General features: G+C 46.5%; 15 protein-coding genes and 1 pseudogene. 9 read left to right on the top strand and 7 right to left on the bottom strand.

Features of this window, described 5'->3' with window-relative positions:
- Positions 1-12: 12 nt before the first annotated feature.
- Entirely contained in the window at positions 13-1,104 is a 1,092-nt protein-coding gene (prfA, locus tag KV201_RS00080) for a peptide chain release factor 1 (protein WP_113939045.1), read from the top strand.
- Between the two features lie 2 nt (positions 1,105-1,106).
- Positions 1,107-1,955, top strand: coding sequence for a peptide chain release factor N(5)-glutamine methyltransferase (gene prmC, locus KV201_RS00075; RefSeq protein ID WP_006080260.1), 849 nt, complete (start codon positions 1,107-1,109; stop codon positions 1,953-1,955).
- Positions 1,956-2,141: 186 nt separating this feature from the next.
- On the opposite strand, the gene KV201_RS00070 is transcribed toward prmC, so the two are convergent.
- Entirely contained in the window at positions 2,142-2,504 is a 363-nt protein-coding gene (locus tag KV201_RS00070; protein WP_226058167.1) for a GNAT family N-acetyltransferase, read from the bottom strand.
- A 119-nt stretch (positions 2,505-2,623) separates the two neighbouring features.
- Here KV201_RS00070 and KV201_RS00065 point away from each other — a divergent pair, with 119 nt between their 5' ends.
- The 6 genes from KV201_RS00065 to KV201_RS00040 all read left to right on the top strand — a co-directional run bounded on the left by KV201_RS00065 (position 2,624) and on the right by KV201_RS00040 (position 8,884).
- Positions 2,624-3,019: a SirB2 family protein gene (locus tag KV201_RS00065; RefSeq protein WP_006080263.1), complete on the top strand. Its 396-nt coding sequence runs from the start codon at positions 2,624-2,626 to the stop codon at positions 3,017-3,019.
- On the top strand, positions 3,019-3,807 hold the full coding sequence (locus KV201_RS00060) for a SirB1 family protein (RefSeq protein WP_226058166.1): 789 nt from the start codon (positions 3,019-3,021) through the stop codon (positions 3,805-3,807). The genes KV201_RS00065 and KV201_RS00060 overlap by 1 nt, the downstream gene beginning before the upstream one ends.
- Positions 3,808-3,961: 154 nt before the next feature.
- Entirely contained in the window at positions 3,962-5,209 is a 1,248-nt protein-coding gene (locus KV201_RS00055; RefSeq protein ID WP_226058165.1) for a DUF819 domain-containing protein, read from the top strand.
- A 64-nt stretch (positions 5,210-5,273) separates the two neighbouring features.
- Positions 5,274-6,122 carry a 3-deoxy-8-phosphooctulonate synthase gene (gene kdsA / locus KV201_RS00050; protein WP_071938555.1) on the top strand — a complete coding sequence of 283 codons (849 nt, stop codon included), beginning with the start codon at positions 5,274-5,276 and terminating at the stop codon, positions 6,120-6,122.
- A gap of 195 nt (positions 6,123-6,317) precedes the next feature.
- Positions 6,318-7,190 (top strand): DMT family transporter, encoded by an 873-nt coding sequence (locus KV201_RS00045; protein WP_226058164.1) that lies wholly within the window; start codon positions 6,318-6,320, stop codon positions 7,188-7,190.
- A gap of 173 nt (positions 7,191-7,363) precedes the next feature.
- Entirely contained in the window at positions 7,364-8,884 is a 1,521-nt protein-coding gene (locus KV201_RS00040) for an EAL domain-containing protein (protein ID WP_226058163.1), read from the top strand.
- A gap of 85 nt (positions 8,885-8,969) precedes the next feature.
- On the opposite strand, the gene KV201_RS00035 is transcribed toward KV201_RS00040, so the two are convergent.
- The 4 genes from KV201_RS00035 to KV201_RS00020 all read right to left on the bottom strand — a co-directional run bounded on the left by KV201_RS00035 (position 8,970) and on the right by KV201_RS00020 (position 12,317).
- Complete coding sequence (locus KV201_RS00035; RefSeq protein ID WP_226058162.1) at positions 8,970-10,283, bottom strand: ammonium transporter; 1,314 nt, start codon at positions 10,281-10,283, stop codon at positions 8,970-8,972.
- Positions 10,280-10,618 carry a P-II family nitrogen regulator gene (locus tag KV201_RS00030; RefSeq protein WP_006080270.1) on the bottom strand — a complete coding sequence of 113 codons (339 nt, stop codon included), beginning with the start codon at positions 10,616-10,618 and terminating at the stop codon, positions 10,280-10,282. The genes KV201_RS00035 and KV201_RS00030 overlap by 4 nt, the downstream gene beginning before the upstream one ends.
- Positions 10,619-10,969: 351 nt before the next feature.
- Complete coding sequence (locus tag KV201_RS00025; RefSeq protein ID WP_226058161.1) at positions 10,970-11,905, bottom strand: ketopantoate reductase family protein; 936 nt, start codon at positions 11,903-11,905, stop codon at positions 10,970-10,972.
- Between the two features lie 49 nt (positions 11,906-11,954).
- Complete coding sequence (locus KV201_RS00020) at positions 11,955-12,317, bottom strand: VanZ family protein (protein ID WP_006080272.1); 363 nt, start codon at positions 12,315-12,317, stop codon at positions 11,955-11,957.
- Between the two features lie 155 nt (positions 12,318-12,472).
- On the opposite strand from KV201_RS00020, the gene KV201_RS00015 reads away from it, so the two are divergent.
- Positions 12,473-12,958 carry a YajQ family cyclic di-GMP-binding protein gene (locus KV201_RS00015; protein ID WP_006080274.1) on the top strand — a complete coding sequence of 162 codons (486 nt, stop codon included), beginning with the start codon at positions 12,473-12,475 and terminating at the stop codon, positions 12,956-12,958.
- 121 nt (positions 12,959-13,079) lie between these two features.
- Here KV201_RS00015 and KV201_RS00010 read toward each other — a convergent pair whose 3' ends face one another.
- Positions 13,080-14,495: an AmpG family muropeptide MFS transporter gene (locus KV201_RS00010; RefSeq protein WP_226058160.1), complete on the bottom strand. Its 1,416-nt coding sequence runs from the start codon at positions 14,493-14,495 to the stop codon at positions 13,080-13,082.
- 236 nt (positions 14,496-14,731) lie between these two features.
- Positions 14,732-15,164: pseudogene (locus tag KV201_RS00005) on the bottom strand (IS5-like element ISSod6 family transposase); the annotation flags it as partial.

Genomic DNA, 15,164 nt, shown 5'->3' with positions numbered 1-15,164 from the left:
TTAGCGAGTTAAATGAAGGAATCCGTTATCCGCAAGCTGGAAGGCTTGCTCGAGCGCAATGAAGAAGTCATGGCTTTGCTGGGTGATGCTAGCGTCATTTCTGATCAAGACAGGTTTCGTGCGTTATCGAAAGAATATGCCCAGTTAGAAGACGTTGTTGCTGGCTTTAAAGCCTATCAGCAAGCGCAGGCCGATCTCGATTCTGCCAAAGAAATGCTGGAAGAAGACGATGCTGAAATGCGTGAAATGGCGCAGGAAGAGATGAAAGCCGCTAAGGCCAAACTCGAGCAGCTCGAAGACGAATTGCAAATTCTATTACTGCCAAAAGATCCTGACGATGATAAAAACGCCTTCGTTGAGATCCGCGCTGGTGCAGGTGGCGATGAAGCGGCTATTTTTGCCGGTGACTTATTCCGCATGTACAGCCGTTATGCTGAAGCGAATCGCTGGCAGATTGAAATCATGAGCTGTAACGAAGGCGAACATGGTGGCTTTAAAGAAGTGATCATGAAGGTCAGCGGTGAAGGCGTATACGGCAAACTTAAGTTTGAATCCGGCGGCCACCGTGTACAGCGTGTGCCAGAAACCGAATCCCAGGGACGTGTGCATACTTCAGCGGTTACTGTAGTGGTACTTCACGAAGTGCCTGAAGCGGAAGCGATTTCAATCAATCCAGCCGATCTGAAAGTCGATACTTATCGTTCATCGGGCGCGGGTGGTCAGCACGTTAACAAAACTGACTCAGCTATTCGAATCACCCATATTCCTACTGGGATCGTGGTGGAATGCCAAGATCAACGTTCGCAACACAAGAACCGTGCCCAAGCCATGAGTGTACTGGCTGCACGTATTCAAGCTGTTGAAGACGAAAAACGCCGTAGCGCCGAAGAATCGACCCGTCGTAGTCTGGTTGCCAGTGGCGATCGCTCCGAACGTGTACGTACTTACAACTTCCCGCAAGGCCGCGTGAGCGAACACCGCATCAACTTGACCTTATATCGCTTGAACGAAGTAATGGAAGGCGATCTCGATGCTATTTTATTGCCTCTGATGCAAGAGCATCAAGCCGATCAGTTAGCCGCACTGGCTGACGAGCAGGGGTAATTTTGTCAGATCAATCTAGCATAGCCGAAGCCCTGCAATGGGCTTATGTGCAGTTAGCATCAACCTCTGAATCCGCTCATCTGGATGCAGAGGTTTTGTTGTTATATTGCCTCAATAAAAGCCGCAGCTATTTGTATACTTGGCCTGAAAAATCCCTAACGGTTGAACAGTGGAAACGCTTCCAGCAAATGGTACAGAAACGCCAAAAAGGCGTACCTGTGGCACATATTGTCGGTGAGCGCGAATTTTGGTCGCTGCCTTTTATCGTCAACGACACGACTTTGATCCCGCGTCCCGACACGGAAATTTTAGTCGAAACCGCCTTGAACATGCCGCTTTCTACCTACGCTAAAGTGCTCGACTTAGGTACAGGCACTGGGGCCATTGCGCTGGCGTTAGCGTCTGAGCGTGAGTCATGGCAAATCACGGCGGTCGATAAAGTCGATGATGCCGTAGCTTTGGCTATCGCGAACCGTGAGAACTTAAAGCTGCCACAGGTCGACATTCTTCAAAGTGACTGGTTTAGCGCGGTAAAGTCGCGTGACTTTGACTTAATCGTCTCAAATCCGCCCTATATAGATGAGACTGACGAACACTTGCACCAAGGTGACGTGCGTTTCGAGCCCCAAAGCGCGTTAACCGCCGCCGAGGAAGGCTTTGCCGATCTGTATTATATTGCCAACACTGCCCGAGATTACTTAAAGCCTAACGGCTATATCCTGCTCGAGCATGGTTTCGAACAGGCGGTAAGACTCAGAGCTAAGCTTATCGAGCTGGGCTACGAGAATGTCGCCACAGTGCGAGACTTTGGCAGCAATGACAGATGTACTATGGGTAAATGGGCGGAATAACGCGCTGCTTTAAGTGAAGATATTTATCCAGTTATACCGATTTAACGAACGCCATTGGTTATCGCCAATGGCGTTTTTGTCTTCTAAATAGCCACCTTAAGCAGATGTTAAGCTGACGATCGCAAGCCTTAAACATCACAACGCTTTCACCATAAAGAATTTACTGCCGGTTTCTGGGTAGGCTTGTTATATCCATTGCACGCGATAGCCGTGGCGCTCATAAAAGGGCTTAGCTTGGAAATCTAAGGTATCGAGTAGGGCAAATTGGCAGCCGCGCGCTTTTGCTTGGCTTTCTGCCTCTAACAATAAGCGAGTGCCGATTTTTTGGTGTCTTAGGGCGTCATCGACCCACAGATACTCGATTAACAACCAATTGCCGAAGGTTTTACCGCTGATCCCTGCTAACAGTTTACCTTCGGCGTCTTGTAATTTGAGGCCGAGATTCTTACGGCTAAGCCCTTGCCATTGGGCTTGGTTAAACTCGACAATTTTTTGTTTTACGGCATCGGCGAACTCGGTTGATTCATCGTTAATTAAGCTTAAATTCATCGTCTCTTCTCGTTTGATTTTTTATGATGTTAGCTCTGACTATCTAGGCTGATAGGCATTGGTATGCAGTAACGGATTAGGGTAAACTAGCGCCTTTGTCACTGGCCATAAGTATCGTAATGGAAACTTTTTACAGTCTATATCCTGCGGTTAAACATCTGCATTTTACCTTTATCGCGTTAAGCGTGTTGCTGCTTACCGTACGCTTTGTTCTGCATCTGCGCCAATCGGCTTTGATGGAGAAGAAACTGCTCAAGATAGCGCCCCATGTTATCGACACTTTCTTACTGCTGTCGGGCTTAACTTTGTGTTTTATGATCCAGCAATTTCCTTTTGTCGATCCTTGGATGACCGAAAAAATCGGTGCTGTGGTTGCCTATATTGTACTAGGCGCGATTGCTATAAAGGCGAACAGAAACAAGTTGTTCAAAGTGTTTGCTTACTTAGGCGCGATAGGCTGGTTGGTTTATGCTGCTAAATTGGCTCATTTTAAACAAGCGGTATTATTGGGTTAATGAGTAACTACACTCTGCAAGATGGCATTTCATTGCCCGAGTCGGCATTGGATGTAGGTGCGCACCTTGGATTTTCTAAACTAGAAGCCGCTAAATGGGCTTGGTTTGAAATGGCGGGAGCCGTATTAAGTCATTACTTGGTTGACCAACAACAGCGTTTTAATGCGCTGTTGCATTGGTTTTACGAGGATTTAGGCTTTTGTGTCCGCGATAACTACTTTAGTACTGAGGCAGCGGATTTAGGTACTTGCTTGATTAGCCGCCAAGGGAATAGCACTACGCTGGCAACTGTCTTGATGTTACTGGCGAAGCAGTTAGATCTTGAGCTTGAACCGATATTGCTACCCGGCAATACGGTGCTGCGTTGCAAGATTGCCGGTGAAGTGAGTTATCTGGACCCTTTGACGGGCAAGGAGCTCAGCCGTCACCAGTTGCATGTGTTAGTGCGCGGCGAGTTAGGCAATGCGGCCGAGCTTAAGGCGAGTTACTTAAAGCCTGCAACGGTGAAAAAACTGCTGACGCGTATGCTGCATGAGCTAAAAGCCGGTTGCATAGTGTCGCATCAATTTGAGGCGGCGATGGAATGTTGCAGTCTGCTATTGCAATGGCATAGCGATGATGTGCACCTTAATCGTGAGCGAGCCTTTATCGCGCAGCAGCTGGGTTGTATTAATGTGGCGGCTGCTGATTTGCAGCATTTTGTCGATAACAGCCCCCACGATCCCGTGATCGAAATCGTGAAGATGCAGCTCAAAGAATTAAACGAGCATGCCGAGATTTACCATTAAAGCAGAGCCTTTCGGGGCTCTTCTTATTTATCAACTATTCAATCCAATTAGCAAAAATAATAACACTGGGCAGATGGAAGTTTGACCCAGGGACTTAAAGGTTAAGTCTCTAATAAAAATAAAATAATAACTGTATTAACAGGGAGAAATTAGCATGACAAGCACGGCTTTAGTGACGAACGATGCCACGGCGTTAGGGATACTCGCGACAATTCTAGGTTTTGTATTTTATACCAGTAGCAGTAGTCATCCTTTTTGGCAGAAGTTTTATCGTTTCATTCCCGCACTTTTATTGTGTTATTTTTTACCCTCTTTATTGAATACCTTTGGGGTGATCGACGGTAATACCTCACAACTGTATTTTGTGGCGTCACGTTATTTACTGCCAGCGTGTTTAGTCTTATTAATATTAAGCGTTGATTTAAAAGCTATTTTAAGTTTAGGGCCGAAAGCCTTAATCATGTTTTTAACCGGCACTGTCGGTATTGTTATCGGTGGCCCGGTTGCCTTGCTGTTAGTGTCGATCATCGAGCCCTCTTTAATTGGAGTTGATGGTCCTGATGCGGTATGGCGCGGCATGACGACCTTAGCCGGAAGCTGGATTGGTGGCGGCGCAAATCAAGCCGCGATGAAAGAAATCTATGCGGTAGGTGGCAATATTTTCTCTGTGATGGTGACAGTCGATGTGATTGTCGCCAATATCTGGATGGCCGTATTGTTATTTATGGCCTCAAAGGCGAAAGAGATTGATGCGAGAACGGGTGCCGATACCTCAGCAATTGAAGCGTTAAAAGACAAAGTTGAAAAGTATCACGCTGAAAATGCACGTATTCCTAATCTGCGCGATCTTATGCTGATTGTCGCCGTTGGCTTTGGTATCACAGGTATCGCCCATATGGCCGCCGATTTCCTTGGACCATTTTTTGAAGCGAACTACCCTTGGACCGAAGATTACAGCTTAACCTCTAAGTTCTTCTGGTTAGTGGTGATAGTCACAACCATTGGTTTGGCTATGTCCTTCAGCCCAGTGCGCCATTTAGAGGCGGCGGGGGCATCGAAAGTGGCGTCGGCTTTCCTTTACATCTTAGTGGCGACGATTGGTCTGCACATGGATGTGAGTAAAGTGCTCGACACGCCTTTGTACTTTTTAGTGGGCATTATTTGGATGTTAGTGCACGCAGGCTTTATGTTATTGGTGGCTAAGTTGATTAAAGCGCCGCTGTTTTATATGGCAGTGGGTAGCCAAGCGAACGTAGGCGGCGCAGCATCTGCCCCTGTTGTTGCTGCGGCATTCCACCCCGCTTTAGCACCTGTTGGTGTGTTGTTAGCCGTATTTGGTTATGCGTTAGGGACTTACATGGCGTGGCTCTGTGGCCAGCTTTTACAAGCAGTTGCGGCATAGCGGCCTTAGCCCTATATTCAGTTCATCGCTGGGAAAGGTTCCAGCATTTTAGAGAGAAGTTGCGATGAGTAATAAAATCATTAACCTAGGTTCAATCGAGATTGCCAACGATAAACCTTTCGTGTTGTTTGGTGGCATGAACGTGCTTGAGTCTCGCGATCTTGCTATGTCGATTGCTGAAACCTACGCCGAAGTGACCCAAAAACTGGGTATTCCTTATGTGTTTAAGGCGTCCTTTGATAAGGCGAATCGCTCTTCAATCAACTCTTACCGTGGCCCAGGCATGGAAGAAGGTTTGAAGATTTTTGAAGAAATTAAAAAGACCTTTAACTTACCTTTGATCACTGACGTGCATGAAGTGCACCAGTGTGCGCCTGTTGCTGAAGTGGTTGATATCATTCAGTTGCCAGCATTCTTAGCCCGCCAGACGGATCTGGTTGTCGCTATGGCAAAAACCGGCGCTATCATCAATGTGAAAAAACCACAGTTTTTAGCGCCGCACGAAATGCGCCACATCATCACTAAGTTTAACGAAGCGGGTAATGACGAGATCATCCTATGTGAACGTGGTTCAAGCTTTGGTTATAACAACTTAGTCGTTGATATGTTGGGCATGGATGAGATGAAGCAATCTGGTTACCCAGTGATTTTCGATGCGACCCATGCGCTGCAACGCCCTGGTGGTCGTGCCGATTCTGCTGGTGGACGTCGTGCACAGGCGACCGAGTTAGCGCGCAGCGGTATGGCGCTAGGTTTAGCGGGTCTATTCATTGAAGCACATCCCGATCCTGATAACGCTAAGTGCGACGGCCCATGTGCCTTACCTTTGCATCAGTTAGAAAATTATCTGAAGCAAATGAAAGCAATTGACGATTTGGTTAAGTCCTTCGATCCAATCGATACTAGCAAGTAATCGCAAGCTAAGACTTAATGAATTAGTGACTTAATGATTTAATCCCAAAGCCTCGACTCGTTCGGGGCTTTTGTTTTTCAGCTGAAAGAATCCGATGGCTATAACCCTGTAGCTATCTGAAACATTAATGTTTTATGATGAGGTTTGCCTAACCCTCGTCTTTATTGCCGACCTCATTCTTTACGGAATACCTTCATGTGGATCTTACTAACTTTGCTGGCGGCATTTATGCAGGCTTGGCGTAATGCGTTTCAAAGCCAACTGAGTAAAGAGGTGAGTGTCGCGGGCGTGACCTTAGCGCGTTTTATTTGGGCAGGGCCCATTGCCGCCGTGTATCTGGTCGGTTTATATCTTTGGCAGGATGTCGGAGTCCCCGATTTTAGCGGCCGTTTTATCGGTTTTATCTTAGGCGCCTCGGCGATGCAAATCCTCGCGACGGGTTTGATGGTGAAACTGTTTAAGCTGCAGAACTTTGCTATTGGGGCTGGGCTGGCTAAGAGTGAAGCTGTGGTTGCGGCGATATTAGGCACAGTGTTTTTTGGCACTCATTTATCACCATTAGGTTGGTCGGGTGTGTTGCTGGGTGGTGTGGCGATTTTTTTGATGAGTGCCAAGCAAGGCCTGCGAAGTCTGTCGCTCAATACAGCATTGATTGGTTTAGCTTGTGGTACTTCGTTTGCGCTGACATCGCTTTGGGTGCGAGAGGCGAGCTTGTGTTTGAATATCGGCTTCCCCCATAGCGCCGCTTGGGTGTTGTTATTCGTGATTAGTCTACAGACCTTAGTGTTAGTCAGTTATCTGTTACTTAAGGATAAATCCACACTGGCCGCTTTATGGCAGCGACCTAAGCTAACCTTACTCACTAGTACCGCCAGTTGTTTAGGTTCTATCGGCTGGTTTAGTGCTATGTCGCTGCAGGCAGTGCCTTATGTGAAGACCTTAGGCCAAGTTGAAGTTTTCTTTATGATCTTAATTGCCACCTTTTGGCTGAAGGAAAAAGTGAAGATAAAAGATATGCTTGGATTAGTGCTTATTGCTATGGCCGCCATTTTGGTGATGTGGGAATAGTTTCAAACTCATTGATGGCATGCTGGTTTTTTATACTAGAATAAAACGCGATTTAGCCAGTTTATATCAAGCTGATATGAACTGAGATACAAACATATACATACCTTGCCGCTTAGATTTTGATACCATTTTTAACCGAGTGCTGTGCGAGTTAAGGAACTAAACAGAGAACTATGCGAAGAAAAATAGCAAAATTAAATCTGCCATTGTGGCAATGGCTGGCAGTGATATTGTTTCCCATTGGGGTTGCTGTGGTAGCAAGTTATCTCTCTGCACAGTATTTTGTGGAAGATAAAGTCAAAGGTGTGGGGGGGATTTATGTAGGCAACATAGATACTTTGATCTCTCATGCCGATGAAATCAGCCATTATGCATTGGCGTTGAAGGACACTGAGTGTCAAGAATTACACAACTATATGTTGTTCCAGCCTTACTTTCGCTCGGCTTTAATATTTGATTCGCAACGTGTTTATTGTTCATCTAAAACAGGTGATATCGACGTTCCTTTAGGCATAGTCAGTACCACTGAAAATCTTGAAATACCTAACCAGTTTATTATTGGCGGCACGCCTTTTATGCCTGAGGTGCCTGCGATAGTGGCATCAAACTGGGAACCGATATCTAAGCACGGCGCTGCTGTGATTATTGAAGGGCAATATTTATTAGACTCCTTTGTACAACCCAATGTGTTTCCCAGCGCAGTGATCAATGTCGCTTTATCTATAAATGGTAAAACGATTCCAGAGTCACCCGAATTTAAACAAAATGAGGTGATGAGGCTCGATTCTGATAAGCACAATTTTTCAGTGTTACTAGAAATTTCGCCAGCCTTTTTCTGGCATTTCTTTTGGATATTTTTGGCCATTTCTTTACCCGTTAGCATAGTCTTGATTACGGGGACTATCCTATTTGTGCTCTATTCAAGGGTTACTCGCCATTCCCTTGCCGATGACATTCGCAGTGGGATAGAGAACGAAGAGTTTTTCTTAGTTTATCAGCCAGTGATTTGTGCCGAGGACGGCAAGGCAAAAGGCGTTGAGGCATTAGTGCGTTGGCAGCACCCACAAATGGGCTTAGTGCGGCCTGATTTGTTTATTCCCATTGCCGAAGAGGGCAAGTTAATTGTCCCATTGACCAACTATATTTTTGAGCGGGCATTAAAAGATTTTGCCGATATGAAGGTCGAACCGGGCTTTAGAATTGCGTTTAACGTGGCGCCAGAACACTTTACGCAGGATGATATTGAGTCGAAATTTATTCATCTGCGGGATTCCCTGGAGCGTATTGGCGTTAAGCCGTTGATTGAAATCACCGAACGGCAATTATTAACGCCGGATATTTGCCAGTGTATTGAAAGCTTGCGACAGTTAGGGATTCTAGTGGCAATTGATGACTTTGGTACTGGGCAAACCACTTTATCCCTGCTGCAAACGATGCCGTTAGACTATCTGAAAATTGATAAATGCTTTATCGATACCATAGGACAAGATTCTGTCACTTCCCATGTGCTCGATACTATTATCGAGCTTTCCCACAAGATGAATTATGTCGTGGTGGCAGAGGGGGTGGAGACGCAGGAGCAGGCGGATTATTTAACCAGTCGCCAAGTGCATTTTCTCCAAGGGTATCTCTTTGCTAAGCCGATGAAGCTGGCCGATTTAAAGCTATGGTTAGTCGAGCATTTTAAACGTTAGCATCATAAAATCAGTCAGCAATAAGGGCACCTAGGTGCCCTTATTGCTGTTCAAGCGTTATAGCTTAAGTTGTAGCCTAAAACGTTTAAAGGCTATAGCCAGTTTCTTCGTGTTCCGATAAATCTAAGCCGTTAACTTCTTGTTCTGTGCTGACACGAAGGCCGCCAAGTAGCTTACGGATGATCACGAATAGCAACCAGGTGACCACAGCTGTATAAGTGAATGTTGCCGCGACCCCGATAATCTGTACCCCAAGTTGGTCTATCATGGTTTCGTTCACGGCCGCAAAACCGTAGCCGCTAAAGACGCCTAATTGGGTCGAGCTAAACACGCCGGCCAAAAGAGTTCCGAGAATACCGCCAACCCCGTGTACGGGGAAAACGTCTAAGGAGTCATCGATCTTAAGTTTCTGTTTGATATAAACCGTTGAGTAAAAACACACGATCCCACCGAGTAAACCAATCACTAAGGCGCCCGCTGGGCCAACATAACCAGACGCCGGAGTGATAGTGCCTAAGCCTGCTACCATGCCGGTGACTATGCCAAGGGCGCTGGGTTTACCAAACTTAATCCACTCAATTGCTGCCCAGGTCATCGCGCCCATAGAAGCGGCGAGATGAGTTGCTAAAATCGCCATGGCAGCGGTGCCATTGGCGCCGAGTGCGCTACCACCATTAAAACCGAACCAACCGACCCATAGCATGCCCGCACCAGTAACCGTCATGGTCAGGTTGTGTGGCATAATCGCCGAGTTTAAAAATCCTTTGCGCGGACCTAGCACTTTAGCCGCCACGAGCGCTGCAACCCCGGCGGTAATATGTACTACGGTTCCGCCCGCGAAATCGTACAGTCCTAGCTGTGCTAACCAGCCTCCGCCCCACACCCAGTGGGTGATCGGCGCATAAACCAATAATAACCAAGCCCCTGAAAAGATGAGCACAGCTGAGAATTTCATCCGCTCGGCAAAGCCACCGATGATCAGTGCCGGCGTGATGATGGCAAAGGTCATTTGAAATAGCATAAACAGGGGCTCAGGAATATCCCCACTGAGACTATCGCGGCCAACGCCTGACAGTAATGCTTTACCTAAGCCACCGATAAAACTATTGCCCGCATCGAAGGCGAGTGAATAACCTATGGCAAACCATAAAACTGAGGCAAGGGCGGCGATAGAGAAACATTGCATCAATATCGAAAGTACGTTTTTACTGCGTACTAAGCCGCCATAAAATAAGGCTAATCCGGGTAAGGTCATCAATAATACCAGCGCGGATGAGCTTAAGATCCACGCGGTATTTGCGGCGCTGAACTGACTCTCATCGGCTACAGCATTGGTCGCCAACATACTGAATAATATCAATAGATATTTAAAACTGAGTCTGAAGTTCGCTAGCATCATAGGGCATCCACTCCTTCTTCCGAAGTGCGAATGCGCACGACTTGTTGGAGTTCGGTCACAAAGATTTTGCCATCGCCCACTTTACCCGTATGGGCAGCGGCAATAATGGCTTCGATAACGGCTTCTTCTTGATCGGAGTGAATGGCGACTTCGAGCTTCATCTTAGGCAAAAAGTCCACAGCGTATTCGGCGCCACGATACAATTCTGTATGGCCCTTTTGGCGGCCAAAGCCGCGCACTTCAGTGACTGTCATGCCATGGACGTTGAGCTGAGTTAAGGCTTCACGTACATCGTCTAATTTGAACGGTTTAATGATTGCGGTGACCAGTTTCACTTTTCTCTCCAACAAACTTCAGACTCAATTTATTGGAATAAAGCAGGAATCAGGCCATATAAACAAAGCATTTATTATCATTGCGTTAACATTAAGTCGCACCGAAATAGCATCATGAATTGATGCAAAACGGTGCAAAACAGAATCAAACCGCCCTGATTTGGTGCGTTTTATTGGTGCAAGATGAGTTCTGCTGGCAAGTATCAGTGCAGATAGTGTCGAGTGAATATAAAGCGAGGGGAGTCAGCGTTTTAATGCGCTGCATGAATGCGGGGAATTAAATCGTGATTTACAGATTATCTTGATTAAACATTAGGTTAACTTTAATTGAACTAGGCTAGTTGTGCTCGCTTAAACTGCTAGCTGTTTGACTCGCGCCCAAAGCTCGGCATTGACTGGCGCACTTAAACCGTGCGCTTGTGCACGCTCACAGATATAGCCGTTAATTTGGTCTATCTCGGTTCGCCTTTGATGCGCAATATCTTGGTGCATCGACGAGAAGTTCCCAGCTGTTAGGCGGATCACTTGGTAGACCCTGTCGTGCAAAAATGATTGATCAAGCGACACGCCATCATGTGCGGCAACTAGGACTAACTCATCGAGAATACCCTTAATCATTTCACTAAAATCTGGCTCAGCTAGTTTGCCATTGGGGCATTGATATAGCGCAGTGAGCGGATTGATGGCGGCATTGACTGCGAGTTTTTGCCACAGGCAAGGCACAATCGTATCGACCCATTCACTGCTCGGAATGGCAGCCAGCAAAGCGTTGCGATAATGTTCCGTCAGTTCAGCGCCTGCGAAATGCCCCAGCTGAGTCAGCCCTTGTCCGGTTTGCTTAATCTGCCAATGGGCTTGACGTAACACCCCTTGGGACGTTGTCCCTAGGCTTAGCCCTCCGCCATTGGCTTGCGCATTAATCAGCGGTGCCAGCGCTAAATGAGGCCCCATGCCATTGTGTAATAACAAAATATGGCATTGGCTAGGCAGTTGCTTGAGTAAGGGGGAGAGCGCATCGAGCACTTGATAGGCTTTAACGCAGACAATCACCAAACGGATATTGTCGAGCGCATCGGCAGTTAAGATAGGCACCGAATACGGGATAGCTTGTATCTGTTGATGGTCATCTGCAGACGCTAATGGGGTGAAACTCAGTACTTGCTGGCCAGATTCGAGGGCATTACGGCCGATAAAACCGACATTCATTCCCGCAACTGTCAATTGGCGACAGATCAGTTGCCCAACGGCACCTGCACCTAAAATGGCAATATCCACAGCATGAGTCATATTCGCAGCCTTAAGGTTTCTGTATCAGTGCCCATTTATAGCGTTCGAACTAATCTTCCCGCAACTGCGCCGCACGGAAGTATTTGCCATAGGCCCAATTACAAAAGTAGAACAGCGCAATGCCCGCAAAGTCGGCAATGACATCCGCCACAGAGGCGCTACGGTAGGGCAAGCGCGATTGCACCAGCTCAATTAAAATGGCATAGCTCGCCAATGTGAGCGATAGCCAATACCACTTAGGTTTGAAAGCGAGGTAGGAGAGATAGGAGAGGCAAAAAAAGCTCCCAAGATGGCCTACCTTGTCGATATTCGGAATACTTTGCGAATAGGTTGGTCTGGAAAATACCAGATAACTGATCACGACAAAGGCTACGGCTAAAGCCAGCTTAAATAGGGTGTTTTTAGTTATCACAAATATGTTTGCATTAGCTTAGAGTGGGGCAATGATAGGAAAATCCACCACTAAAGTCATCCATGATTACGCTTTTATTCTAGGCTTTACCTTCAACTTAGGCCTGTGTGTGGGTAAACTAGCTGCATATTAATTTGATATGGGACATAAAAACTATGCCTTCAATGGATATTGTGTCAGAAGTGAATGAAGTTGAACTGCGTAATGCGGTTGATAATACCAAGCGTGAGCTGGCGACACGTTTCGATTTTCGCGGTAAAACAGCTGACGTGGAATATAAGGATCATGTGGTCACGTTAACCGCTGAAGATGACTTCCAATGCCAACAATTAGTAGACATTTTACGTATGCAGCTGAGCAAACGTAATGTGGATCCGTCTTCGATGGAAGTCGATGAGAAAGCCATCCACAGTGGTAAAACCTTCTCCCTAAAAGTGAAGTTTAAAGAAGGTATAGAAACCTTAATCGCTAAAAAACTGGTCAAGCTAATTAAAGACAGCAAACTTAAAGTGCAAGCGTCTATTCAGGGCGAGAAAGTACGAGTTACAGGTAAAAAACGTGACGATTTACAAGCTGTCATGGCGTTGGCACGTGAGTCTGAGTTAGGCCAGCCTTTCCAATTTGATAACTTTAAAGATTAATCGAGCAAATTTGGTTTAACGTGATTCAGTATCGCGTTTGCCATTTCGTCTTTAAATGTAAAAGCCCTCACACTAAGGTGTGAGGGCTTTTTTATATTGATGACATAAGTGCTATGAGACCTTAATCCGATTTTGCTGGTGCACGTTTTGACGAATCATCCATTAATGATGTGCTTGGGTGCGGCGCATACTTGTTGACTAAGATAACCAAAAACAACACAGGAAAACCAATCACACTGGCGGCGACAAAGAAGTTCACATAGCCAAATGCGTCGACATAAGCCCCCGAGAAGCCCGCGATAAACTTAGGGAACAGCAACATAATCGAAGACAGTAAGGCATATTGCGTTGCACTGTAGCCGCTGCTGGTGAGACTCGATAGATAGGCGATAAAAGCCGCCGTGGCGATTCCTGCGCTAAAGTTGTCTACGGAAATGGCAAAGGTTAAAAAGGGGACGTTGTAGCCAATCACCGCCTGCCACGCGAATAACAGATTGGTTACCGCAACCAACAAAGCGCCAAGGAAAAGGATCTTCATCGTGCCATAACGCGCTAACAAAACACCGCCGAAGGCTGCGCCGACTAAGGTCATGATCAGGCCATAGATTTTACTCAAATAGGCAATTTCTTCTTTAGTGAAGCCCATATCCACATAAAAGACGTTCGCCATAATGCCCATCACAATATCTGAGATCCGGTAGCAAGAAATCAGCAATAGGATGAGGATAGCGCTGCGGCCATAGCGTTTGAAAAAGTCGATAAAAGGCAAAATACTGGCCGTGTATACCCAAGACATGCCAGCAGCGATAATTCTTGGATAAGTGGCGCTTAAGCGTTGCTTTAAGGCTAATTCGGTGGCATCGGCGGCGCGGGTATCGACTTCGGGCTCACTGCTAAAAAGTGTGGTCAAAATCCCCACGGACATTAAGCCCGCCATAATCAGGTAAGAGGTTTGCCAGGCGACTAAGTTGTATGCTGTGTTACCGGGTTCGACCCAAGCCGCTATGGTGAGTGCACCTGCGGTGGCGATAATCATAGCGCTGCGATAACCCACTTGATAGGCGGCGGCTAATGCGGCTTGCATCTTTTCTGGGGCGGATTCAATCCGAAAGGCATCAACCACAATATCTTGGGTGGCGGAAGCAAAGGCGACCATTAACGCGAACAGCGCCAAGCGCTCGAGATCCTTGAGCGGATCGCTGAACGACATACCTAAGATAGCCCCAACCAATAACAGCTGAGCGAACAACATCCAGCTGCGGCGTCGTCCTAGAAAGCGAGTTAACAGTGGTAGCGAGAGTCGATCGACTAAGGGCGACCAAGCCCATTTAAACGCATAGGCCAAGGCTATCCAGCTGAAATAACCGATTGAAGTGCGATCAACACCGGCTTCACGCAACCAAAAGGATAGCGTTGAAAATACCAGCATTAATGGTAGACCGGCGGAAAAACCCAGTAATAACAGGATCAAAACCCGCTTGTGATAATAGACACTGAGCGCATCGAGTGTACGTTGAATAAAACCTGTTGCGGACATAGGTATGAGTCTAAGTGTTTAATCCGCCTAGCTTACGGGTAAGGTGCCATAGGGTTCAAGGGCTAATGGCATTCCTTTTGAACAAGGCTCTCGTTTGGCGCATTTTGGTGATTGAATATGGCTTAAGCGTTAATCTTCTGTTGCTAAGCGTTTACAGCGGTTTTTATCGTCAGCATTAATTGTCGGCATTGATTGCCTGTATTAGGGTCTGTTGATCTTTGCTGTACAAATATTGTTCAGCAATACATCGGCAGCCACATTAACATAAACGCCAGTGACACCATACTGGCGTAATTTCTTGCTAGCTTGTCATATCTTGTTGATATTGATCGATAGTGTTTAATTCTTCCAAAAGCATTCTCCACTAAATGTCGATACCGATATAAGCACCAATCGACTTTTTCTTGAGGTGTATTCTTATAGCGGCGCCTCGGAATAACAGATTTCCCGCCTTTATTTGCGATAAGTTCACGAAAAGCATCGCTGTCATAACCTTTATCTGCAATGACGGTATCAACCTGCTTCAGGTGCTCAATTAAGCTGGGGGCGTGTGTAATATCGTGTTTTTGGCCTTCTGATAATTCGAAATAAATCGGTAATCCTCCGCTGTCGACGGCTAAGTGAATTTTGGTTGAATTACCGCCTCGACTTTTACCAATACTCTCATTA

Source organism: Shewanella sp. SR1, from assembly GCF_020447145.1.
GTDB classification, from domain to species: Bacteria; Pseudomonadota; Gammaproteobacteria; order Enterobacterales; family Shewanellaceae; genus Shewanella; species Shewanella baltica.
Note: the sequence above shows the minus strand (reverse complement) of the source record. Positions and strands in the feature narration are given on the sequence as shown.